Raw genomic sequence first — 20,598 nt, forward strand, 5'->3', positions numbered from 1 at the left:
TCGGCGTTGTAAGGTTAAGCCTCACGGTTCATTAGTATCGGTTAGCTCAACGCATCGCTGCGCTTACACACCCGACCTATCAACGTCGTCGTCTTCAACGTTCCTTCAGGAGACTTAAAGTCTCAGGGAGAACTCATCTCGGGGCAAGTTTCGTGCTTAGATGCTTTCAGCACTTATCTCTTCCGCATTTAGCTACCGGGCAGTGCCATTGGCATGACAACCCGAACACCAGTGATGCGTCCACTCCGGTCCTCTCGTACTAGGAGCAGCCCCCCTCAATTCTCCAGCGCCCACGGCAGATAGGGACCGAACTGTCTCACGACGTTCTAAACCCAGCTCGCGTACCACTTTAAATGGCGAACAGCCATACCCTTGGGACCTACTTCAGCCCCAGGATGTGATGAGCCGACATCGAGGTGCCAAACACCGCCGTCGATATGAACTCTTGGGCGGTATCAGCCTGTTATCCCCGGAGTACCTTTTATCCGTTGAGCGATGGCCCTTCCATTCAGAACCACCGGATCACTATGACCTGCTTTCGCACCTGCTCGAGCCGTCACTCTCGCAGTCAAGCTAGCTTATGCCATTGCACTAACCTCCTGATGTCCGACCAGGATTAGCTAACCTTCGTGCTCCTCCGTTACTCTTTGGGAGGAGACCGCCCCAGTCAAACTACCCACCAGACACTGTCCGCAACCCGGATTACGGGTCTACGTTAGAACACCAGCCATTAAAGGGTGGTATTTCAAGGTCGGCTCCACGCAGACTGGCGTCCACGCTTCAAAGCCTCCCACCTATCCTACACATCAAGGACCAGTGTTCAGTGTCAAGCTATAGTAAAGGTTCACGGGGTCTTTCCGTCTTGCCGCGGGTACACTGCATCTTCACAGCGAGTTCAATTTCACTGAGTCTCGGGTGGAGACAGCCTGGCCATCATTACGCCATTCGTGCAGGTCGGAACTTACCCGACAAGGAATTTCGCTACCTTAGGACCGTTATAGTTACGGCCGCCGTTTACCGGGGCTTCGATCAAGAGCTTCGCGTTACCGCTAACCCCATCAATTAACCTTCCGGCACCGGGCAGGCGTCACACCGTATACGTCCACTTTCGTGTTTGCACAGTGCTGTGTTTTTAATAAACAGTTGCAGCCAGCTGGTATCTTCGACTGATTTCAGCTCCACCCGCAGGGGCTTCACCTACATATCAGCGTGCCTTCTCCCGAAGTTACGGCACCATTTTGCCTAGTTCCTTCACCCGAGTTCTCTCAAGCGCCTTGGTATTCTCTACCTGACCACCTGTGTCGGTTTGGGGTACGATTTCGTGTTACCTGATGCTTAGAGGCTTTTCCTGGAAGCAGGGCATTTGTTACTTCAGCACCGTAGTGCCTCGTCATCACACCTCAGCGTTAAAAGGTACCGGATTTACCTGGAACCTCCGCCTACATGCTTAAACCGGGACAACCGTCGCCCGGCTAACATAGCCTTCTCCGTCCCCCCTTCGCAGTAACACCAAGTACAGGAATATTAACCTGTTTCCCATCGACTACGCCTTTCGGCCTCGCCTTAGGGGTCGACTCACCCTGCCCCGATTAACGTTGGACAGGAACCCTTGGTCTTCCGGCGAGCGGGCTTTTCACCCGCTTTATCGTTACTTATGTCAGCATTCGCACTTCTGATACCTCCAGCAACCCTCACAGGCCACCTTCAACGGCTTACAGAACGCTCCCCTACCCAACAACACATAGTGTCGCTGCCGCAGCTTCGGTGCATGGTTTAGCCCCGTTACATCTTCCGCGCAGGCCGACTCGACCAGTGAGCTATTACGCTTTCTTTAAATGATGGCTGCTTCTAAGCCAACATCCTGGCTGTCTGTGCCTTCCCACATCGTTTCCCACTTAACCATGACTTTGGGACCTTAGCTGGCGGTCTGGGTTGTTTCCCTCTTCACGACGGACGTTAGCACCCGCCGTGTGTCTCCCGTGATAACATTCTTCGGTATTCGTAGTTTGCATCGGGTTGGTAAGCCGGGATGGCCCCCTAGCCGAAACAGTGCTCTACCCCCGAAGATGAGTTCACGAGGCGCTACCTAAATAGCTTTCGGGGAGAACCAGCTATCTCCCGGTTTGATTGGCCTTTCACCCCCAGCCACAGGTCATCCGCTAATTTTTCAACATTAGTCGGTTCGGTCCTCCAGTTAGTGTTACCCAACCTTCAACCTGCCCATGGCTAGATCACCGGGTTTCGGGTCTATACCCTGCAACTTAACGCCCAGTTAAGACTCGGTTTCCCTTCGGCTCCCCTATTCGGTTAACCTTGCTACAGAATATAAGTCGCTGACCCATTATACAAAAGGTACGCAGTCACCCCATAAAGAGGCTCCCACTGCTTGTACGTACACGGTTTCAGGTTCTTTTTCACTCCCCTCGCCGGGGTTCTTTTCGCCTTTCCCTCACGGTACTGGTTCACTATCGGTCAGTCAGGAGTATTTAGCCTTGGAGGATGGTCCCCCCATATTCAGACAGGATACCACGTGTCCCGCCCTACTCTTCGAGTTCACAACCTGTGCATTTTCGTGTACGGGACTATCACCCTGTACCGTCGGACTTTCCAGACCGTTCCACTAACACACAAGCTGATTCAGACTCCGGGCTGCTCCCCGTTCGCTCGCCGCTACTGGGGGAATCTCGGTTGATTTCTTTTCCTCGGGGTACTTAGATGTTTCAGTTCCCCCGGTTCGCCTCGTTAACCTATGTATTCAGTTAACGATAGTGTGTCGGAACACACTGGGTTTCCCCATTCGGACATCGCCGGGTCAAAGGTTCATATCACCTCGCCGGCGCTTTTCGCAGATTAGCACGTCCTTCATCGCCTCTGACTGCCAGGGCATCCACCGTGTACGCTTAGTCGCTTAACCTCACAACCCGAAGATGTTTCTTTCGATTCATCATCGGTTTGCGAAAATTTGAGAGACTCGAACACACATAACATGTGTGTCGTTTCAATTTTCAGCTTGATCCAGATTTTTAAAGAGCAAATATCTCAAACGTCACCCGAAGATGAGTTTTGAGATACGGGGGTCGGCGACTTTCACTCACGAACCAGCAAGTGGCGTCCCCTAGGGGATTCGAACCCCTGTTACCGCCGTGAAAGGGCGGTGTCCTGGGCCTCTAGACGAAGGGGACACTGAAGTCTCAATCGCAAGACGCCTTGCTATTTACTTTTCATCAGACAATCTGTGTGAGCACTGCAAAGGCAGGTTCTTTAAGGTAAGGAGGTGATCCAACCGCAGGTTCCCCTACGGTTACCTTGTTACGACTTCACCCCAGTCATGAATCACAAAGTGGTAAGCGCCCTCCCGAAGGTTAAGCTACCTACTTCTTTTGCAACCCACTCCCATGGTGTGACGGGCGGTGTGTACAAGGCCCGGGAACGTATTCACCGTAGCATTCTGATCTACGATTACTAGCGATTCCGACTTCATGGAGTCGAGTTGCAGACTCCAATCCGGACTACGACGCACTTTATGAGGTCCGCTTGCTCTCGCGAGGTCGCTTCTCTTTGTATGCGCCATTGTAGCACGTGTGTAGCCCTACTCGTAAGGGCCATGATGACTTGACGTCATCCCCACCTTCCTCCAGTTTATCACTGGCAGTCTCCTTTGAGTTCCCGGCCTAACCGCTGGCAACAAAGGATAAGGGTTGCGCTCGTTGCGGGACTTAACCCAACATTTCACAACACGAGCTGACGACAGCCATGCAGCACCTGTCTCAGAGTTCCCGAAGGCACCAAAGCATCTCTGCTAAGTTCTCTGGATGTCAAGAGTAGGTAAGGTTCTTCGCGTTGCATCGAATTAAACCACATGCTCCACCGCTTGTGCGGGCCCCCGTCAATTCATTTGAGTTTTAACCTTGCGGCCGTACTCCCCAGGCGGTCGACTTAACGCGTTAGCTCCGGAAGCCACGCCTCAAGGGCACAACCTCCAAGTCGACATCGTTTACGGCGTGGACTACCAGGGTATCTAATCCTGTTTGCTCCCCACGCTTTCGCACCTGAGCGTCAGTCTTTGTCCAGGGGGCCGCCTTCGCCACCGGTATTCCTCCAGATCTCTACGCATTTCACCGCTACACCTGGAATTCTACCCCCCTCTACAAGACTCTAGCCTGCCAGTTTCGAATGCAGTTCCCAGGTTGAGCCCGGGGATTTCACATCCGACTTGACAGACCGCCTGCGTGCGCTTTACGCCCAGTAATTCCGATTAACGCTTGCACCCTCCGTATTACCGCGGCTGCTGGCACGGAGTTAGCCGGTGCTTCTTCTGCGGGTAACGTCAATTGCTGCGGTTATTAACCACAACACCTTCCTCCCCGCTGAAAGTACTTTACAACCCGAAGGCCTTCTTCATACACGCGGCATGGCTGCATCAGGCTTGCGCCCATTGTGCAATATTCCCCACTGCTGCCTCCCGTAGGAGTCTGGACCGTGTCTCAGTTCCAGTGTGGCTGGTCATCCTCTCAGACCAGCTAGGGATCGTCGCCTAGGTGAGCCGTTACCCCACCTACTAGCTAATCCCATCTGGGCACATCTGATGGCAAGAGGCCCGAAGGTCCCCCTCTTTGGTCTTGCGACGTTATGCGGTATTAGCTACCGTTTCCAGTAGTTATCCCCCTCCATCAGGCAGTTTCCCAGACATTACTCACCCGTCCGCCACTCGTCACCCGAGAGCAAGCTCTCTGTGCTACCGTTCGACTTGCATGTGTTAGGCCTGCCGCCAGCGTTCAATCTGAGCCATGATCAAACTCTTCAATTTAAGTTTGATGCTCGTGAATTAAACTTCGTAATGAATTACGTATGTTCACTCAGAGACTTGGTATTCATTTTTCGTCTTGCGACGTTAAGAATCCATGTCACTTTGAGTGCCCACACAGATTGTCTGATAAATTGTTAAAGAGCAGTGCAACGCGGCTTTCGCTCACCGTTGCGAGGTGGCGTATATTACGCTTTCCTCTTTCAGAGTCAACCCGTTATTTCAGGATTTTTTCTCTTCAACCGACCGGGTTGTCTGTGAAGTGATTCACATCTGCCGTGTCGATGGAGGCGCATTATAGGGATCCCATTTTTTAGCACAAGTATTTTTTAGATCTTTTTTTTCAACTGCTGATTTTCCGCGCTTTTCGCTGAAATCCCGCCCGATCTGCTTAAATATTGACGTATTTTGCCTTGCCTCGATCCCATATTATGATCAAAGTCTTCTGTCTAGCGCTCATCCTTAGAGGTAGTTATGTCTACTGTATTACGTCCTTATAAAGATCTATTCCCCAAACAAGGCGATCGCGTGATGATCGATGCCAGCAGCGTAGTCGTAGGTGATGTCCGAATGGCTGATGATGTCAGTATCTGGCCACTCGTTGCCATCAGGGGAGACGTTAACTCTGTGTCGATTGGCGCACGTACCAATATTCAGGACGGCAGCGTTCTGCATGTCACGCACAAATCCTCTTATAACCCGGAAGGTAATCCACTCATTATTGGAGAGGATGTCACCGTCGGTCACAAAGTGATGCTTCACGGCTGCACTATAGGAAATCGCGTACTTGTTGGCATGGGATCGATTTTGCTGGATGGCGTCATAGTAGAAGATGACGTAATGATTGGTGCCGGTAGCCTGGTCCCGCAGAACAAACGGCTGGAGAGCGGCTATCTCTATCTGGGTAGCCCTGTAAAAAAGATCCGCCCCCTGAAGGAGGCAGAGATCGAAGGATTAAAATACTCGGCGAACAACTACGTTAAATGGAAGAATGACTATCTGGATCAGGATAACCAGACCCAGCCCTGATCGTCTTCCTGCTGGTCGCGGATTAAATCGCTGGCTTCTTCTTCAAGATCCCAGCGATTTTCACAAAATATGTCTAAAGGGTCTGAACCGCCAAAACGACGTAGCAGCGTTTCCCCATGAATGGCACAGGTAAGCTGCATCCCCTGCACCAGCACCGGGAAGCAGACTGCTTGTTTATCCTCATCCCAGCTCTCTCTGTCCGGGAAGTGAATAGCCTGATTCACGCCGAAAGCTCCTGCTTTAACTTTTCTATCACCGGCTCGACTGCAGGTAACACACCATGCCAGAGCAGCACCGCATGCGCAGCCTGGCCCACCAGCATCCCCAGCCCGTCGGCTAACTGTTTCGCGCCATGTTCTTCACACCACATAAGGAAGGGTGTCTTCCCTTTCTGGTAAAACATGTCATAGAAGTACATATGAGAGTTGATAAGAGAAACGGGGATTGCCGGGATCTCACCATTAATGCCGCTGGACGTGGCATTGATGACCAGATCAAATTCACGGTCTTCGAGATCCTCAAGCGCGATGGCGCTCACGCTACCGGTATGGGCAAACAGCGCCGCCAGCGCTTCTGCCCTGGAAAAGGTTCTGTTGGTAATGGTCACTGCACAGTCCAGTGAAAGCAGGGGCAACAGCACGCCCCGCGATGCACCACCCGCACCAATCAGCAGAACCCGGAAACCAGGCTTGATAAACGAAAGTCTTTCCAGATCGCTCAGTAAACCAATCCCGTCAGTGTTGTCACCCAGAAGGCGGCCATCCTCAAGCCGTTTTAAGGTATTTACTGCACCAGCAAGTGAAGCACGCTCGGTCAGTTCGTCTGCACGTTCAAATGCCTCTTCTTTAAAGGGAACCGTCACATTCGCCCCTTTGCCGCCCGCAGCGAAAAACGCCTCGAGCGTTGGGATAAATGCATCAACCGGTGCCAGCACGCGGCCGTAAGGGTGATCTATCTGCAACTGCTCCGCAAATTGCTGATGGATCAAGGGTGACTTACTGTGTGCAATCGGGTTACCAAAAACAGCATAAGTTTCCATGAGATTACCCCTGGCGAAAACGTTCACCGGTTAATGCGTCGCGAATTTCGGACGGATTCAGGCGCCCTCCCGTCTCGCCGACAGCAACAGGAAAATCATTCCCGAACTGTGCCAGCACTTCTTCGGTTGTCCGGCACGGAGGTAACCCGGTCAGATTCGCGCTGGTTGAAACCAGTGGTTTACCAAACGCCACACAAAGCTCAACCACCAGCGGATGGTCGGTGACGCGCACCGCCAGCGAATCAAACCGTCCGGTTAACCAGCGCGGTGTTGTCGGCTGAGCCGGGAAAACGAAGGTCACCGGCCCAGGCCATACGGAGAAGATGGCTTCACGCTGGGCCGGGGTAAGCATGGAATCATCAATGTAAGGTTTAAGCTGCTCATAATTGGCCGCGATTAAAATCAGCCCTTTTTCGACAGGCCGTTGCTTAAGTGCCAGCAATCGGCCAACGGCCGTCTCACTGTCAGGATCGCAACCGACCCCAAAAACAGCTTCAGTTGGATAAGCGATGACTTCTTCTTTTTTCAGTACGTCCACTGCATACGCAATGGAACCTGATGGCAGGTTATTATTCACTGTTTTGATCCGCCGGAACCGGCTTTCCACATTGTTTACTGGCGCAGAAGCGTTTAATGCCTTGCGCGGTTTTCTTCTCGATGAGTAGCGGATAATGGCAATGCACGCAGATACCCGCTACCGGTTTGAAATTGATAACGAACTGGCAGTCAGGGTAACGATCGCAGGAATGGAAAGTCTTACCAAAACGAGAACGACGCTGTACCAGTTGACCACGTTGGCACTGAGGACAGGCAATAGCCGTTTCATCTGGCTTATCAATTTGTTCTGTATGCTCACATTCCGGATAACGGCTACAGCCAATAAACATACCGAACCGCCCCTGACGCAACGCTAATTCACCACCACAGGCAGGACATAACTGTCCCTCCAGAATTTTAACGATATGTCCATCCGCCTGGCTTTTAAGAGGACGGACATAATCACATTCCGGATAGTGTGAACAACCGAGAAACGGACCGTGTTTCCCGGACCGAATAACAAGTTCAGCCCCGCACTGCGGGCAGGGCTCGTTTTTATGCACCGTAAATAGTGCGGATTTGGCCATAACAACTCTTGGTGCTGCACATTTGAATTAATGCAGCATACCTTCATTCACTTCAAAGAGTAATTCTTCCATTTGCTGATAGGCATTTTCACAACCCGGGATATTAAACAGAACCATCAGGATCACCCATTTGAGATCTTCCAGTTCAAATTCTGCCGTATCCAGCGCCATGACGCGCTCTATCACCATTTCTCTCGTTTCGAGGTTTAGCACCTGAATCTGCTCAAGGAATAAGATGAATCCCCGGCAGCTGGCATCCAGCCTTTCACACTCTTCAGCGGTATAGATGCGTACTGACAATGGGTCAGAAGCAAGCTGCATCGGTTCGGCGAGGCCTTCCTGATAATCAGCCAGTTTTTCCAGCCACATCAACGCATTATAGATATCTTCCCGCTCAAACCCCGCATCGGTAAGATCCTGTGTCAATTTGTCCTGATCCACTCGCATTTCTGCTTCGTTATGGATGTAAGTCTCAAACAAATACATCAGTACGTCGAACATGGCATGCCCTCCTTAATCGGACATAGCCGCCGGGTACAGCTGCGATCCACCCTGCTAACTCCAGTTCGAGTAGCTGTGCTACCGTTACTGGCACAGGTTGGCCGGCACGTTCAGCGACAACGTCAACAGGTGTTACCTCATCTCCTACGTTAGCCAGGAGCTTAGGAAATGGCAATGCCACCTTTCCCTGATCTGACGAATAATGTCGCTTTTCGGGATCTTCCTTCAGCCATTGCAACCCATGTTGCAAATTTTCAAGAATATCCCCTACCTCGGTTACCGGCGTTGCGCCCTGCTTTATCAGCCAGTGTGGCCCTTCGCAGCCGGGGTTACCTATCGGACCGGGCAAGGCGAAAACCTCCCGTCCCTGCTCAAGTGCGCACCGGGCGGTGACCAGAGAGCCGCTTCGCACTGCCGCTTCAACGACCAAGACGCCCTGGCTTAACCCGCTGATAATCCGATTACGGCGCGGAAAGTTTGCCGGTCGGGGCGGTGCCGAGAGAGGAAACTCAGACACTATCGCCCCGTCAGATTCAATAATCTGCATCGCCAGAGCCTGATGCCGACGGGGATAAACGCTAAACAGGCCGTTCCCCAGCACGGCCACGCTACGTCCTTTTGCGGACAGTGCAGCGTGATGGGCGACACCGTCAATACCGCAGGCCAACCCGCTGGTGATTGTGAAACCGCTTTGTGAAAGCTGTTCGCACAGGATTTTCCCCCACCGCTCACCGTACCATGACGGCGCCCGACTCCCCACCACAGCCAGTTGGACAGTATTAAGCGTCGCTAAGTTACCTTTTACACATAATGCCCCGGGATAATCGGGAATCGTTCGCAGCAAAGGGGGATAAAAGGGATGGTTTGCCGTCAACAAATGATTTCCCGGCATTTCAAGCCACTTAAGGCTTCGCTCCAGTTCACTTTCCTCTAAGGCAAAGAAACGGATAGCCTGTTTTGCTGACAGCCCGGCGTTTATGACAGCAGGAACATCTATATTTGTCTGCTTGTGCAACCGTGCAGCGGCTTCCAGCATCCCATCACCACACAGAGAACCCGTGTGGATAAGCCGTAACCATATCTCGGTACACGTCATCCTTTCCCCCTGCCATAAGCGGCCTGCGCAATCATTGCGATTGGTCACTGATGCTGTCAATCGAACGGGGATTTGTCTAGAATAGAAGTAATATTCTTATCAACTCCTGAACACGACTCTGGAAATTTATGGCAGTTTTGCAAGTGTTACATATTCCGGACGAGCGCCTTCGCATCGTCGCTGAACCGGTTAAAGAAGTGAATGCAGAAATTCAGCGTATCGTCGATGATATGTTCGATACCATGTACGCTGAAGAAGGCATTGGCCTGGCGGCGACCCAGGTAGACATTCACAAGCGTATTATCGTGATCGACGTTTCTGAAAATCGCGATGAGCGTCTGGTGCTGATTAACCCTGAGTTGCTTGAAAAGAGCGGCGAAACGGGTATCGAGGAAGGCTGTTTGTCCATTCCTGAACAGCGCGCTTTGGTGCCACGTGCCGAAAAAGTGAAAATTCGCGCCCTGGATCGTGACGGTAATCCGTTCGAACTGGAAGCAGACGACCTGCTGGCGATTTGTATTCAGCATGAGATGGATCATCTGGTCGGTAAACTGTTTATCGATTACCTCTCGCCGCTGAAACAGCAGCGTATTCGTCAGAAAGTAGAGAAACTGGATCGTTTGCGCTCTCGCGCATAACGTCCCCCCGGATACAAGGATCATCGTGTCTAAAACACTACGTATTATCTTCGCGGGAACCCCTGATTTTGCAGCGCGTCATCTTGACGCGCTGTTATCTTCTGGTCACCAGGTTGTTGGCGTCTTTACCCAGCCGGACCGCCCGGCTGGTCGCGGTAAAAAACTGATGCCGAGCCCCGTAAAGGTGCTGGCAGAAGAGCATGGGCTACCCGTTTTCCAGCCCGCCTCCTTACGCCCTCAGGAAAACCAGCAGCTGGTTGCTGACCTGAATGCCGACGTAATGGTGGTGGTGGCGTATGGTTTAATTCTGCCAAAAGCCGTGCTTGATATGCCTCGCCTGGGCTGTATCAACGTGCATGGTTCCCTGCTCCCGCGTTGGCGTGGTGCGGCACCTATACAGCGCGCCCTGTGGGCGGGTGATGCTGAAACCGGCGTGACAATCATGAAGATGGATGTAGGTTTAGACACGGGCGACATGCTGTATAAGTTGACGTGTCCCATTACGGCAGAAGATACCAGCGCTACGCTGTATGACAAGCTGGCAGATCTCGGCCCAGAAGGGCTCATTAAGACCTTACAGCAGCTTGCTGACAATACGGCGAAGCCTGAGGTTCAGGATGAGTCTCTCGTCACCTACGCCGAAAAACTGAGCAAAGAAGAAGCCCGGATCGACTGGTCTCTCTCCGCCGCTCAACTTGAACGCTGCATCCGCGCCTTCAATCCATGGCCAATGAGCTGGCTGATGATTGATGAGCAGCCCGTGAAAGTCTGGAAAGCGTCAGTGATTAACAGCGTCACAGCAGCTGAACCCGGTACGATTATCGACGCCAGCAAGAACGGAATCCAGGTTGCGACGGCAGAAGGGATCCTGAATCTTGAGTCGTTACAACCGGCCGGTAAGAAAGCCATGAGTGCACAGGATCTGTTAAATTCCCGTCGCGAATGGTTTATACCGGGCAATCGCCTTGCCTGATCCAATATTTGCTTAAAGCCCGGTGTTCCGGGCATTTTTATTTTTACGGTTATGAAAAAACAAAATCTTCGCAGTATGGCGGCGCAGGCCGTTGAGCAGGTCATCGAGCAGGGTCAGTCATTGAGTAATGTCCTGCCTCCCCTGCAACAAAAAGTATCTGATAAAGACAAAGCCCTACTTCAGGAGCTCTGTTTTGGCGTCCTGCGCACTCTCTCTCAACTTGAGTGGCTCATTAATAAGCTGATGTCACGCCCAATGACCGGCAAACAGCGCACCATACATTATTTGATTATGGTGGGTTTTTATCAGCTTCTTCATACCCGAATCCCCCCTCATGCCGCACTGGCTGAGACGGTGGAAGGTGCCGTTGCGATTAAACGTCCTCAGTTGAAAGGGCTGATCAACGGTGTACTGCGTCAGTTCCAGCGACAGCAGGAAGAGCTGCTGGCTGAATTTACGCAAAGCGAAACACGTTACCTGCACCCGGACTGGTTTCTGAATCGCCTTAAAAAGGCGTATCCACAGCAATGGCAAAACATTGCCGAAGCCAATAATCAACGTCCACCGATGTGGCTGCGCGTAAACCGGAATCATCATACCCGCGATGCCTGGCTGAGCTTGCTCGAAGAGGCCGGAATGAGTGGATTCACGCATGATGCCTATCCTGACGCCGTGCGTTTAGCTTCCCCTGCACCGGTACATGCTTTACCCGGTTTTGATGAAGGCTGGGTGACCGTACAGGATGCCTCTGCTCAGGGTTGTATGACTTTCCTTGAGCCGAAAAATGGCGAGCAGATCCTCGATCTGTGCGCAGCACCGGGCGGAAAAACAACGCACATTCTGGAAGTGGCTCCGCAGGCCAGCGTGATGGCAGTCGATGTTGATGAGCAGCGTCTTTCACGCGTCTACGATAACCTTAAGCGTCTGGGTATGAAGGCTCAGGTTAAGCAGGGCGATGGACGCAAACCCGCAGAATGGTGTGGTGAAACACAATTCGATCGTATTTTGCTGGATGCCCCTTGCTCTGCAACCGGTGTTATTCGCCGTCACCCCGATATCAAGTGGCTGCGCCGCGATCGTGATATCAAGGAACTTGCCCAACTGCAATCGGATATTCTTGACGCCATCTGGCCGCATCTAAAACCTGGTGGAACGCTGGTCTACGCGACCTGCTCCGTGCTGCCGGAAGAAAACAGCCAGCAAATCGCGGCCTTCCTTAAACGCACTCCGGACGCTACGCTGCGTGATACGGGAACACCTGAAAACCCGGGTCAGCAGAACCTGCCGGGTGCGGAAGAGGGTGATGGCTTCTTTTACGCTAAGCTAATCAAAGAGTGATGTTGAGAACAGGTCACAAGATATGAAGATTATCATTCTGGGCGCAGGACAGGTTGGTGGAACGCTGGCAGAAAACCTGGTTGGCGAAAACAATGACATCACTATTGTTGATACCAACGGCGATCGTCTGCGCGTATTGCAGGACAAGTTTGACCTTCGCGTTGTGCAGGGTCACGGTTCGCATCCGCGCGTTCTGCGCGAGGCTGGCGCTGACGATGCCGACATGCTGGTTGCGGTCACCAGTTCTGATGAAACCAATATGGTGGCTTGTCAGGTGGCCTATTCGCTTTTCAACACACCAAACCGAATCGCGCGTATCCGCTCTCCGGACTATGTTCGCGATGCCGAGAAACTGTTTAATTCAGAAGCGGTTCCAATCGATCATCTCATCGCGCCTGAACAACTGGTTATCGACAATATCTATCGCCTGATCGAATATCCAGGGGCACTGCAGGTGGTGAACTTTGCCGAAGGGAAAGTCAGTCTGGCTGTAGTTAAGGCTTATTACGGTGGGCCATTGATTGGCAACGCGTTGTCCACCATGCGCGAACATATGCCCCATATTGATACGCGCGTCGCCGCTATTTTCCGTCACGACAGACCTATCCGCCCGCAAGGCTCTACCATTGTCGAAGCTGGCGATGAGGTCTTCTTTATTGCTGCCTCTCAGCATATCCGTGCGGTGATGAGTGAGCTACAGCGTCTCGAAAAGCCTTATAAACGTATTATGCTGGTCGGCGGCGGCAATATCGGCGCGGGTCTCGCGCGCAGGCTTGAAAAAGACTATAGCGTGAAATTGATCGAGCGCGATCAACAGCGGGCTTCTGAACTGGCGGAGAAGTTGCAAAATACGATCGTATTTTATGGCGATGCGTCGGATCAGGAGCTGCTGGCAGAAGAACATATTGATCAAGTAGATCTTTTTATTGCCGTCACTAATGATGACGAGGCGAATATTATGTCTGCCATGCTCGCCAAGCGTATGGGGGCAAAGAAGGTCATGGTGCTTATCCAGCGCAAGGCTTATGTTGATCTCGTTCAGGGCAGCGTTATTGATATTGCCATTTCACCGCAGCAGGCAACGATTTCGGCCCTGCTTAGCCATGTACGTAAAGCGGACATTGTCGGTGTTTCATCGCTCCGCCGAGGTGTGGCTGAAGCCATTGAAGCGGTGGCGCATGGTGATGAAACCACGTCACGCGTTGTGGGCCGCGCCATCGACGAAATTAAATTGCCGCCAGGCACCATAATCGGCGCTGTCGTGCGTGGGAATGATGTCATGATCGCCAATGATAATTTGCGTATTGAACAAGGCGATCACGTAATTATGTTCCTTACCGATAAAAAGTTTATTACCGACGTCGAACGTTTATTCCAGCCAAGTCCCTTCTTCCTTTAATGAGTCGGGTGCTCGCATACGAGCACCCACGCTTTAACCTCTTAATTCCTGTGCCTTTTATTTTTCATAACGTTTAATTATCCCGAATGGCAAATAGCTAATCATTTGTTAAACTTATAGTCGTCAGCTGGCACAAGGAGAACATAATGAGTTTTATTAAAGAATTTCGCGAATTTGCGATGCGCGGGAACGTGGTTGATTTGGCAGTGGGTGTCATTATTGGTGCGGCATTCGGCAAGATTGTTTCATCATTAGTTGCAGATATCATCATGCCGCCTTTAGGGTTGCTCATCGGGGGCATTGATTTCAAACAATTCGCCTTCACGCTGCGTGAAGCGCAGGGGGATATCCCGGCAGTAGTGATGCATTATGGTGTATTTATTCAGAACGTATTTGATTTCGTGATTGTGGCGTTTGCTATTTTCATGGCTATCAAGCTGATCAACAGACTCAACCGTAAAAAAGAAGAGCCAGCAGCTGCGCCAGCACCAACGAAAGAAGAAGTCTTGCTGACTGAAATCCGCGATCTGTTAAAAGAGCAGAACAACCGCGTTTAATCAGCAAGTTAAAGCAGGAAGGCCAGTGGTAAATAAGCGATTCGCTTGCTTGCCACTGGCCTCCCAGTTACCCCGTTTTGCATGTTTGTTTTTACGCAGATAACTTCCCTTCCCTTTTTTATTCTTTTCAACACGCTGTCGAAAAAGCGGGTCGTGAAGTAAGGCCTCAATGGCATTGTCTTTAATTTGTCCCTTCGTATGCTGATAGTGGCTCATCTTTTCTCCTGAGCATGGTTTATGACGACGGAAGTCTAGACCCGGGTGGATTAAAAATCAACATCCCCGCGTTTCTCCACTGGCCCCCTGTTCAAGGGCTTCAAGAATTGAACAATAAATACTGCTATGGGCCGTTCCACAGCAGGCATCATTCAGCCTTTGCAGAGAACGTTGCATGGTTTGCAGCTCCTGAATACGGGCTTCAACTTCATCAAGCCGGGCCTGCACGATGCTTTTTGATTCCTGGCAGGTATGATGTTCAGGATCGATGCGGATCGATAATAACTCGCGGATCGAGTCCAGCGTGAATCCAAGCTGTCGCGCATAGCGTATAAATCTTAAACGCTGTAGATCGTTATCGGTATAAAGCCGAAACCCGCCTTCTGTGCGTACTTCATGATCGATCATCTGCTGCTTTTCGTAATATCGGATAGTATCCGGCGTTACGTTCGCGAGCTTTGCAAGTTCACCGATACGGTACATCGCTACTCCTCGTTTATTTTCTGCATCAATCTTTCACTGTATTCGCCATGCAGAAATTCAGTACTCAACCCGGCCTGACGTAACTTGAGCTCGACAAGGGCAAGCCTGCGGCTAAGTTCAGTATGTCGTGGATCGTCCCGGCGAATACCTTTTAGCAAATCGATAAGTTCAACGGCCTCTCTGCGCTGCTCAAGCTCAGGAGGAAGACAGCCTGCGTTTTTTAGTAAACGGTATCCGGCCCGCAGTTCAGGCGCAATATGCGAATCATCTTCCAGCACAAGAGGTTCGCCGCTTCCGGGGAGATCGTCGAAATCACCTTTATTTTGGGCATCGCGAATATGGCGTTCTGCCCACTGGTCAAGCAACCACATCGTCAGCTCCAGGGGATGAACAGAATTAATACAGACATTGTAGAGAAGTGGGGATACTGCGGATATAAAAAAACCCGCCGAGGCGGGTTTTTTTACGTTACTGCAGATTACTCTGCAGCAGCTTCTGCTTTCTCTGAACGATCAACCAGCTCGATGTAAGCCATCGGCGCGTTGTCGCCTGCACGGAAACCACACTTCAGAATGCGAGTGTAACCACCGGCACGGCTCGCGAAACGCGGGCCCAGTTCGTTAAACAGTTTTGCCACGATCTCGTTATCACGAGTGCGGGCGAATGCCAGACGACGATTAGCAACGCTGTCAGTCTTGGCAAGAGTAATCAGCGGCTCAACTACGCGACGCAGCTCTTTCGCTTTAGGCAGGGTCGTCTTGATGATTTCATGACGAACCAGTGAACCTGCCATGTTGCGGAACATAGCCTGGCGATGGCTGCTGTTGCGGTTCAGTTGACGACCACTCTTACGATGGCGCATGACCTTATCCTTCTCAGTAAAACCTTAACCTGTGATCCGGTTACTCGTCAGCAATGCTTGCTGGTGGCCAGTTTTCCAGGCGCATGCCCAGAGACAAACCACGTGAAGCCAGCACGTCTTTAATCTCGGTAAGAGATTTTTTACCCAGGTTCGGCGTTTTCAGCAACTCAACCTCGGTACGCTGTACCAGATCACCGATATAGTGGATAGCTTCTGCCTTGAGGCAGTTAGCAGAGCGGACAGTCAATTCGAGATCGTCAACAGGGCGCAGCAGGATCGGATCGAATTCTGGTTTCTCTTCTTTCACTTCCGGCTGACGAACATCACGTAAGTCAACGAAAGCTTCCAGTTGTTCTGCCAGGATGGTTGCCGCACGACGAATCGCCTCTTCAGGATCGATTGTGCCGTTGGTTTCCATTTCGATGACCAGCTTGTCCAGGTCGGTACGCTGTTCTACACGCGCTGCTTCAACATTGTAGGCAATACGCTCTACAGGGCTGTAGCATGCGTCGACCAGCAGACGGCCGATTGGGCGCTCATCTTCTTCCGAATGAATTCGGGCAGAAGCCGGCACATAACCACGACCGCGCTGAACTTTGATACGCATGCTAATAGCTGCGTTCTCATCGGTCAGGTGGCAGATCACGTGCTGCGGCTTGACGATTTCAACATCACCGTCGTGGGTGATGTCGGCTGCAGTCACAGGGCCAATGCCAGATTTATTCAGAGTAAGAATAACTTCATCTTTACCCTGAACTCTCACCGCCAGCCCTTTCAGGTTGAGCAGGATTTCAAGGATATCTTCCTGAACGCCTTCTTTGGTGCTGTACTCATGAAGTACACCATCAATCTCAACCTCGGTCACCGCGCAACCCGGCATCGATGAGAGCAGAATACGGCGCAGTGCGTTACCCAGAGTATGGCCAAAGCCACGCTCTAAAGGCTCAAGGGTCACCTTGGCGTGCGTCGAACTCACTTGCTCGATATCTACCAGGCGCGGTTTTAGAAACTCTGTCACAGAACCCTGCATTGTGTCCTCTCTTTGGTACTAAGCTTTACTTGGAGTAAAGCTCGACGATCAGGTGTTCGTTAATGTCCGCAGACAGATCAGAACGTTCCGGCTGACGCTTGAACGTACCTTCCATCTTGCCAGCATCAACTTCCAGCCAGGTTGGCTTTTCACGCTGCTCAGCCAGCTCCAGAGCGGCCTTCACGCGAGATTGCTTTTTCGCTTTCTCACGAATGCTAACAACGTCATTCGCTTTAACCTGATAAGAAGCGATGTTAACAACACGACCGTTTACCATGATTGCTTTGTGGCTAACCAACTGGCGTGATTCAGCACGAGTCGCGCCGAAGCCCATACGGTAAACAACGTTGTCCAGACGACCTTCCAGCAGAGCCAGCAGGTTTTCACCTGTGTTGCCTTTCAGACGTGCTGCTTCTTTATAGTAGTTACGGAACTGACGCTCCAGCACACCGTAGATACGGCGAACTTTTTGCTTTTCACGCAACTGCACACCATAGTCAGACAGACGCGGTTTACGCGCACCGTGCTGGCCAGGAGCTTGTTCAATTTTACACTTGGTATCGATCGCGCGAACGCCAGACTTAAGGAATAAGTCGGTGCCCTCACGACGGCTCAGCTTGAGCTTAGGACCCAAATATCTTGCCATTTTCTATCTCCAACTAACCTAAAAAACGAGCGTTATACGCGACGTTTTTTCGGCGGACGACAACCGTTATGAGGGATCGGAGTCACATCAGTAATATTCGTGATGCGGAAACCAGCGGCGTTCAGAGCGCGAACAGTAGATTCACGACCCGGACCCGGACCTTTAACCATAACTTCCAGATTCTTGATGCCGTATTCTTTTACGGCTTCAGCGCAACGCTCTGCTGCAACCTGAGCTGCGAACGGAGTGGATTTGCGAGAACCACGGAAACCGGAACCACCGGCTGTTGCCCAACCCAAAGCGTTACCCTGACGATCAGTAATAGTAACGATGGTGTTGTTGAAAGAAGCATGGATATGAGCCACGCCGTCAGAGACTTGTTTTCTTACACGTTTACGTGCACGAACTGGTGCCTTTGCCATTATTCAATCACCCCGATTATTTCTTGATCGGTTTGCGCGGACCCTTACGGGTACGTGCGTTGGTCTTAGTACGCTGACCGCGCACTGGCAGACCACGACGATGACGCAAACCGCGATAGCAACCAAGATCCATCAGGCGCTTGATGCTCATGCTGATTTCACGGCGCAGATCACCTTCAACGACAAATTTGGCAACTTCGTCACGCAGCGTGTCGATTTGTTCTTCAGACAGCTCACTGATCTTAACATCTTCAGCGATACCCGCTGCAGCCAGAATGGCTTTAGAACGGGTCTTGCCGACGCCGTAGATCGAAGTTAATGCGATCACAGCATGTTTCTGATCAGGAATGTTAATGCCTGCTATACGGGCCACTATGCACTCCTACTATTTAATATGTACGCACCATGCTGAAAAGCCCGTTTTCAGGATACTCAAATGGAAACGTACAGACATACAAAAGATTGGCTGGCTAATCTAGCCAGCTCAACCCAACTTTGCAAGAAAAATATGCGAAATAATCAGCCTTGGCGCTGTTTATGCTTCGGCTCGGCACTGCAAATCACACGGATGACACCATCACGCTTAACGATTTTGCAGTTACGGCATAATTTCTTGACGGAAGCACGAACTTTCATTTTTACTCTCCGTAACTTCTCAGGCGACCAATTAGCGGCCGTAGCCTTTCAGGTTCGCCTTCTTCAATGCAGACTCATACTGACTGGACATCATCAGAGTTTGCACTTGAGCCATAAAGTCCATAATCACGACAACAACGATAAGCAGTGAGGTCCCACCGAAGTAGAACGGTACTTTCATTGCATCACGCATGAACTCCGGGATCAGGCAGATAAAAGTAATATAAAGCGCACCAACCAAAGTCAGGCGGGTCATTACTTTATCGATATACTTCGCCGTTTGCTCTCCCGGACGAATTCCTGGTACAAATGCACCGGACTTCTTCAGGTTATCTGCTGTTTCACGCGGGTTGAAGACCAACGCCGTGTAGAAGAAACAGAAGAAGATGATCGCAGACGCATAGAGTAACACATAAAGTGGTTGCCCAGGCTGCAAATACAGCGAAATTGTTGTCAGCCAGTTCCAACCAGTACCGCCCCCGAACCATGACGCGATGGTTGCCGGGAACAGAATAATACTGGAAGCGAAGATTGCCGGGATTACCCCCGCCATATTCACTTTCAGCGGTAAATGTGTGCTCTGTGCAGCATAGACACGACGACCTTGCTGACGTTTCGCGTAGTTCACCACAATGCGGCGTTGACCACGTTCAACGAAGACAACAAAGAACGTCACTGCAAATACTAATACTGCAACCAACAGCAACAGGAGGAAGTGCAGGTCGCCTTGACGCGCTTGCTCGATAGTGTGGGCGATGGCTGGCGGAAGACCCGCAACAATACCGGCGAAGATAATGATTGAGATACCGTTACCGATACCACGCTCAGTAATCTGTTCGCCGAGCCACATCAGGAACATCGTCCCTGTGACCAGACTAACAACAGCGGTGAAATAGAATGCAAAGCCTGGGTTTAATACCAGGCCCTGCATACCAGGCATATTCGGCAGACCGGTAGCAATACCGATCGACTGGAATATTGCCAGCACCAGAGTACCGTAACGGGTGTACTGACTAATCTTACGACGTCCAGACTCCCCTTCTTTCTTCAATTCTGCCAGGGCCGGATGAACGACCGTCAGCAGCTGTATAATAATCGATGCCGAAATATACGGCATGATACCCAGAGCGAAGATAGAAGCACGGCTGAGAGCACCACCAGAGAACATGTTGAACATTTCAATGATGGTGCCTCGCTGTTGCTCAAGCAGTTTGGCAAGTACAGCGGCATCGATACCAGGGATCGGAATAAAAGAGCCAATACGGAACACAATCAGCGCGCCGATAACAAACAGCAGTCTGCGTTTCAGCTCGCCAAATCCACCTTTGGCACTTTGAAAATCTAATCCCGGTTGCTTAGCCATCTGCTACTTATTCCTCAATTTTACCGCCAGCAGCTTCGATAGCAGCACGAGCACCTTTAGTAACACGCAGGCCACGAACAGTTACCGGAGTAGAAACTTCACCAGACAGGATCACTTTCGCGAACTCGATCTGAATACCGATAATGTTTGCTGCTTTCAGCGTGTTCAGGTCTACAACGCCGCCTTCAACTTTCGCCAGGTCAGACAGACGGATTTCCGCTGTGATCGCTGCTTTGCGAGAGGTGAAGCCGAACTTCGGCAGACGACGGTACAGTGGCATCTGGCCACCCTCGAAACCGCGACGTACGCCACCGCCAGAACGAGAGTTCTGACCTTTGTGACCACGACCACCGGTTTTGCCGAGGCCAGAACCGATACCACGACCCAGGCGTTTACCCGCCTTTTTAGAGCCTTCGGCCGGAGACAGAGTATTTAAACGCAT

Annotated in this window: 23 protein-coding genes, 1 tRNA gene and 2 rRNA genes; 6 read left to right on the forward strand and 20 right to left on the reverse strand. The window is 51.4% G+C overall.

The features are described 5' to 3' along the window. Nucleotides 1-10: 10 nt before the first annotated feature. From AAER43_RS20710 to AAER43_RS20720, 3 genes are all read right to left on the reverse strand, one after another. Nucleotides 11-2,914: ribosomal RNA gene (locus AAER43_RS20710) — 23S ribosomal RNA — on the reverse strand. 192 nt (nt 2,915-3,106) lie between these two features. After that, a tRNA-Glu gene (locus tag AAER43_RS20715) sits at nt 3,107-3,182 on the reverse strand. An 85-nt stretch (nt 3,183-3,267) separates the two neighbouring features. Beyond that, a 16S ribosomal RNA gene (locus tag AAER43_RS20720) occupies nt 3,268-4,807 on the reverse strand. Together the 16S and 23S rRNA genes with 1 tRNA gene alongside form the textbook arrangement of a ribosomal RNA operon. Before the next feature lie 471 nt (nt 4,808-5,278). Here AAER43_RS20720 and AAER43_RS20725 point away from each other — a divergent pair. Next, nucleotides 5,279-5,833 carry a gamma carbonic anhydrase family protein gene (locus AAER43_RS20725; protein WP_050863156.1) on the forward strand — a complete coding sequence of 185 codons (555 nt, stop codon included), beginning with the start codon at nt 5,279-5,281 and terminating at the stop codon, nt 5,831-5,833. Here the strand turns inward: AAER43_RS20725 and AAER43_RS20730 are convergent. Genes AAER43_RS20730 through dprA form a run of 6 tightly spaced genes read right to left on the reverse strand, consistent with a single transcriptional unit; the run spans nt 5,809 to nt 9,593 of the window. Continuing rightward, a complete protein-coding gene (locus AAER43_RS20730) occupies nt 5,809-6,057 on the reverse strand; it encodes a DUF1488 domain-containing protein (RefSeq protein WP_047624748.1) in 249 nt (82 codons plus the stop codon). The genes AAER43_RS20725 and AAER43_RS20730 overlap by 25 nt on opposite strands. Beyond that, nucleotides 6,054-6,872: a shikimate dehydrogenase gene (gene aroE / locus AAER43_RS20735; RefSeq protein ID WP_014885457.1), complete on the reverse strand. Its 819-nt coding sequence runs from the start codon at nt 6,870-6,872 to the stop codon at nt 6,054-6,056. Before aroE ends, AAER43_RS20730 begins: the two co-directional genes overlap by 4 nt. A gap of 4 nt (nt 6,873-6,876) precedes the next feature. Then, entirely contained in the window at nt 6,877-7,449 is a 573-nt protein-coding gene (tsaC, locus tag AAER43_RS20740) for an L-threonylcarbamoyladenylate synthase type 1 TsaC (RefSeq protein ID WP_050863157.1), read from the reverse strand. Next, nucleotides 7,442-7,996 carry a topoisomerase DNA-binding C4 zinc finger domain-containing protein gene (locus tag AAER43_RS20745; RefSeq protein ID WP_023338824.1) on the reverse strand — a complete coding sequence of 185 codons (555 nt, stop codon included), beginning with the start codon at nt 7,994-7,996 and terminating at the stop codon, nt 7,442-7,444. The genes tsaC and AAER43_RS20745 overlap by 8 nt, the downstream gene beginning before the upstream one ends. Nucleotides 7,997-8,023: 27 nt before the next feature. After that, nucleotides 8,024-8,497, reverse strand: a complete 474-nt coding sequence (smg, locus tag AAER43_RS20750) for a DUF494 family protein Smg (RefSeq protein ID WP_008503477.1) — start codon at nt 8,495-8,497, stop codon at nt 8,024-8,026. After that, entirely contained in the window at nt 8,469-9,593 is a 1,125-nt protein-coding gene (gene dprA, locus AAER43_RS20755; RefSeq protein WP_050863158.1) for a DNA-protecting protein DprA, read from the reverse strand. The genes smg and dprA overlap by 29 nt, the downstream gene beginning before the upstream one ends. A gap of 128 nt (nt 9,594-9,721) precedes the next feature. On the opposite strand from dprA, the gene def reads away from it, so the two are divergent. The 5 genes from def to mscL all read left to right on the forward strand — a co-directional run bounded on the left by def (nt 9,722) and on the right by mscL (nt 14,498). Further along, the gene (gene def, locus AAER43_RS20760) at nt 9,722-10,231 is read left to right on the forward strand and encodes a peptide deformylase (RefSeq protein WP_006812188.1); all 510 of its coding nucleotides are present in this window, start codon (nt 9,722-9,724) and stop codon (nt 10,229-10,231) included. Between the two features lie 25 nt (nt 10,232-10,256). Continuing rightward, nucleotides 10,257-11,204 (forward strand): methionyl-tRNA formyltransferase, encoded by a 948-nt coding sequence (fmt, locus tag AAER43_RS20765; protein ID WP_050863159.1) that lies wholly within the window; start codon nt 10,257-10,259, stop codon nt 11,202-11,204. Between the two features lie 51 nt (nt 11,205-11,255). Beyond that, entirely contained in the window at nt 11,256-12,542 is a 1,287-nt protein-coding gene (rsmB, locus tag AAER43_RS20770; protein ID WP_050863160.1) for a 16S rRNA (cytosine(967)-C(5))-methyltransferase RsmB, read from the forward strand. 22 nt (nt 12,543-12,564) lie between these two features. Further along, nucleotides 12,565-13,941 (forward strand): Trk system potassium transporter TrkA, encoded by a 1,377-nt coding sequence (gene trkA / locus AAER43_RS20775; protein ID WP_014885463.1) that lies wholly within the window; start codon nt 12,565-12,567, stop codon nt 13,939-13,941. Between the two features lie 146 nt (nt 13,942-14,087). Next, nucleotides 14,088-14,498 (forward strand): large-conductance mechanosensitive channel protein MscL, encoded by a 411-nt coding sequence (gene mscL, locus AAER43_RS20780; protein WP_014833515.1) that lies wholly within the window; start codon nt 14,088-14,090, stop codon nt 14,496-14,498. Here mscL and AAER43_RS20785 read toward each other — a convergent pair whose 3' ends face one another. The 11 genes from AAER43_RS20785 to rplO all read right to left on the reverse strand — a co-directional run bounded on the left by AAER43_RS20785 (nt 14,499) and on the right by rplO (nt 20,598). Beyond that, nucleotides 14,499-14,714 carry an alternative ribosome-rescue factor A gene (locus tag AAER43_RS20785; protein WP_057057685.1) on the reverse strand — a complete coding sequence of 72 codons (216 nt, stop codon included), beginning with the start codon at nt 14,712-14,714 and terminating at the stop codon, nt 14,499-14,501. 57 nt (nt 14,715-14,771) lie between these two features. Then, nucleotides 14,772-15,197, reverse strand: coding sequence for a Zn(2+)-responsive transcriptional regulator (zntR, locus tag AAER43_RS20790; RefSeq protein ID WP_014885465.1), 426 nt, complete (start codon nt 15,195-15,197; stop codon nt 14,772-14,774). Nucleotides 15,198-15,199: 2 nt separating this feature from the next. Continuing rightward, nucleotides 15,200-15,568: a DUF1992 domain-containing protein gene (locus tag AAER43_RS20795; RefSeq protein WP_014885466.1), complete on the reverse strand. Its 369-nt coding sequence runs from the start codon at nt 15,566-15,568 to the stop codon at nt 15,200-15,202. A 107-nt stretch (nt 15,569-15,675) separates the two neighbouring features. Beyond that, nucleotides 15,676-16,059, reverse strand: a complete 384-nt coding sequence (gene rplQ / locus AAER43_RS20800) for a 50S ribosomal protein L17 (protein WP_001216368.1) — start codon at nt 16,057-16,059, stop codon at nt 15,676-15,678. A gap of 40 nt (nt 16,060-16,099) precedes the next feature. Next, nucleotides 16,100-17,089: a DNA-directed RNA polymerase subunit alpha gene (rpoA, locus tag AAER43_RS20805; RefSeq protein WP_002919219.1), complete on the reverse strand. Its 990-nt coding sequence runs from the start codon at nt 17,087-17,089 to the stop codon at nt 16,100-16,102. 25 nt (nt 17,090-17,114) lie between these two features. Further along, nucleotides 17,115-17,735: a 30S ribosomal protein S4 gene (rpsD, locus tag AAER43_RS20810; protein WP_003863314.1), complete on the reverse strand. Its 621-nt coding sequence runs from the start codon at nt 17,733-17,735 to the stop codon at nt 17,115-17,117. Nucleotides 17,736-17,767: 32 nt separating this feature from the next. Further along, complete coding sequence (rpsK, locus tag AAER43_RS20815) at nt 17,768-18,157, reverse strand: 30S ribosomal protein S11 (RefSeq protein ID WP_003863312.1); 390 nt, start codon at nt 18,155-18,157, stop codon at nt 17,768-17,770. Between the two features lie 16 nt (nt 18,158-18,173). Next, a complete protein-coding gene (gene rpsM / locus AAER43_RS20820) occupies nt 18,174-18,530 on the reverse strand; it encodes a 30S ribosomal protein S13 (protein ID WP_003863308.1) in 357 nt (118 codons plus the stop codon). Nucleotides 18,531-18,676: 146 nt separating this feature from the next. Continuing rightward, on the reverse strand, nt 18,677-18,793 hold the full coding sequence (rpmJ, locus tag AAER43_RS20825) for a 50S ribosomal protein L36 (RefSeq protein WP_000868187.1): 117 nt from the start codon (nt 18,791-18,793) through the stop codon (nt 18,677-18,679). A gap of 31 nt (nt 18,794-18,824) precedes the next feature. Continuing rightward, nucleotides 18,825-20,156 carry a preprotein translocase subunit SecY gene (gene secY, locus AAER43_RS20830; protein WP_003863305.1) on the reverse strand — a complete coding sequence of 444 codons (1,332 nt, stop codon included), beginning with the start codon at nt 20,154-20,156 and terminating at the stop codon, nt 18,825-18,827. 7 nt (nt 20,157-20,163) lie between these two features. Next, on the reverse strand, nt 20,164-20,598 hold the full coding sequence (rplO, locus tag AAER43_RS20835; protein ID WP_014885468.1) for a 50S ribosomal protein L15: 435 nt from the start codon (nt 20,596-20,598) through the stop codon (nt 20,164-20,166).

The organism is Enterobacter sp. FUJ80071, from assembly GCF_038739915.1.
Classification (GTDB): domain Bacteria; phylum Pseudomonadota; class Gammaproteobacteria; order Enterobacterales; family Enterobacteriaceae; genus Enterobacter; species Enterobacter kobei.

Bases quoted from the DNA above. Each gene is read 5' to 3' on its own strand.
- trkA (WP_014885463.1), top strand. From the start codon at position 12,565: ATGAAGATTATCATTCTGGGCGCAGGACAGGTTGGTGGAACGCTGGCA.
- AAER43_RS20795 (WP_014885466.1), bottom strand. From the start codon at position 15,568: ATGTGGTTGCTTGACCAGTGGGCAGAACGCCATATTCGCGATGCCCAA.
- rpsD (WP_003863314.1), bottom strand. From the start codon at position 17,735: ATGGCAAGATATTTGGGTCCTAAGCTCAAGCTGAGCCGTCGTGAGGGC.
- rpsK (WP_003863312.1), bottom strand. From the start codon at position 18,157: ATGGCAAAGGCACCAGTTCGTGCACGTAAACGTGTAAGAAAACAAGTC.
- dprA (WP_050863158.1), bottom strand. From the start codon at position 9,593: ATGACGTGTACCGAGATATGGTTACGGCTTATCCACACGGGTTCTCTG.
- zntR (WP_014885465.1), bottom strand. From the start codon at position 15,197: ATGTACCGTATCGGTGAACTTGCAAAGCTCGCGAACGTAACGCCGGAT.
- smg (WP_008503477.1), bottom strand. From the start codon at position 8,497: ATGTTCGACGTACTGATGTATTTGTTTGAGACTTACATCCATAACGAA.
- aroE (WP_014885457.1), bottom strand. From the start codon at position 6,872: ATGGAAACTTATGCTGTTTTTGGTAACCCGATTGCACACAGTAAGTCA.
- rpmJ (WP_000868187.1), bottom strand. From the start codon at position 18,793: ATGAAAGTTCGTGCTTCCGTCAAGAAATTATGCCGTAACTGCAAAATC.
- secY (WP_003863305.1), bottom strand. From the start codon at position 20,156: ATGGCTAAGCAACCGGGATTAGATTTTCAAAGTGCCAAAGGTGGATTT.
- rplO (WP_014885468.1), bottom strand. From the start codon at position 20,598: ATGCGTTTAAATACTCTGTCTCCGGCCGAAGGCTCTAAAAAGGCGGGT.
- rsmB (WP_050863160.1), top strand. From the start codon at position 11,256: ATGAAAAAACAAAATCTTCGCAGTATGGCGGCGCAGGCCGTTGAGCAG.
- rpoA (WP_002919219.1), bottom strand. From the start codon at position 17,089: ATGCAGGGTTCTGTGACAGAGTTTCTAAAACCGCGCCTGGTAGATATC.
- mscL (WP_014833515.1), top strand. From the start codon at position 14,088: ATGAGTTTTATTAAAGAATTTCGCGAATTTGCGATGCGCGGGAACGTG.
- AAER43_RS20745 (WP_023338824.1), bottom strand. From the start codon at position 7,996: ATGGCCAAATCCGCACTATTTACGGTGCATAAAAACGAGCCCTGCCCG.
- AAER43_RS20785 (WP_057057685.1), bottom strand. From the start codon at position 14,714: ATGAGCCACTATCAGCATACGAAGGGACAAATTAAAGACAATGCCATT.
- rplQ (WP_001216368.1), bottom strand. From the start codon at position 16,059: ATGCGCCATCGTAAGAGTGGTCGTCAACTGAACCGCAACAGCAGCCAT.
- def (WP_006812188.1), top strand. From the start codon at position 9,722: ATGGCAGTTTTGCAAGTGTTACATATTCCGGACGAGCGCCTTCGCATC.
- AAER43_RS20725 (WP_050863156.1), top strand. From the start codon at position 5,279: ATGTCTACTGTATTACGTCCTTATAAAGATCTATTCCCCAAACAAGGC.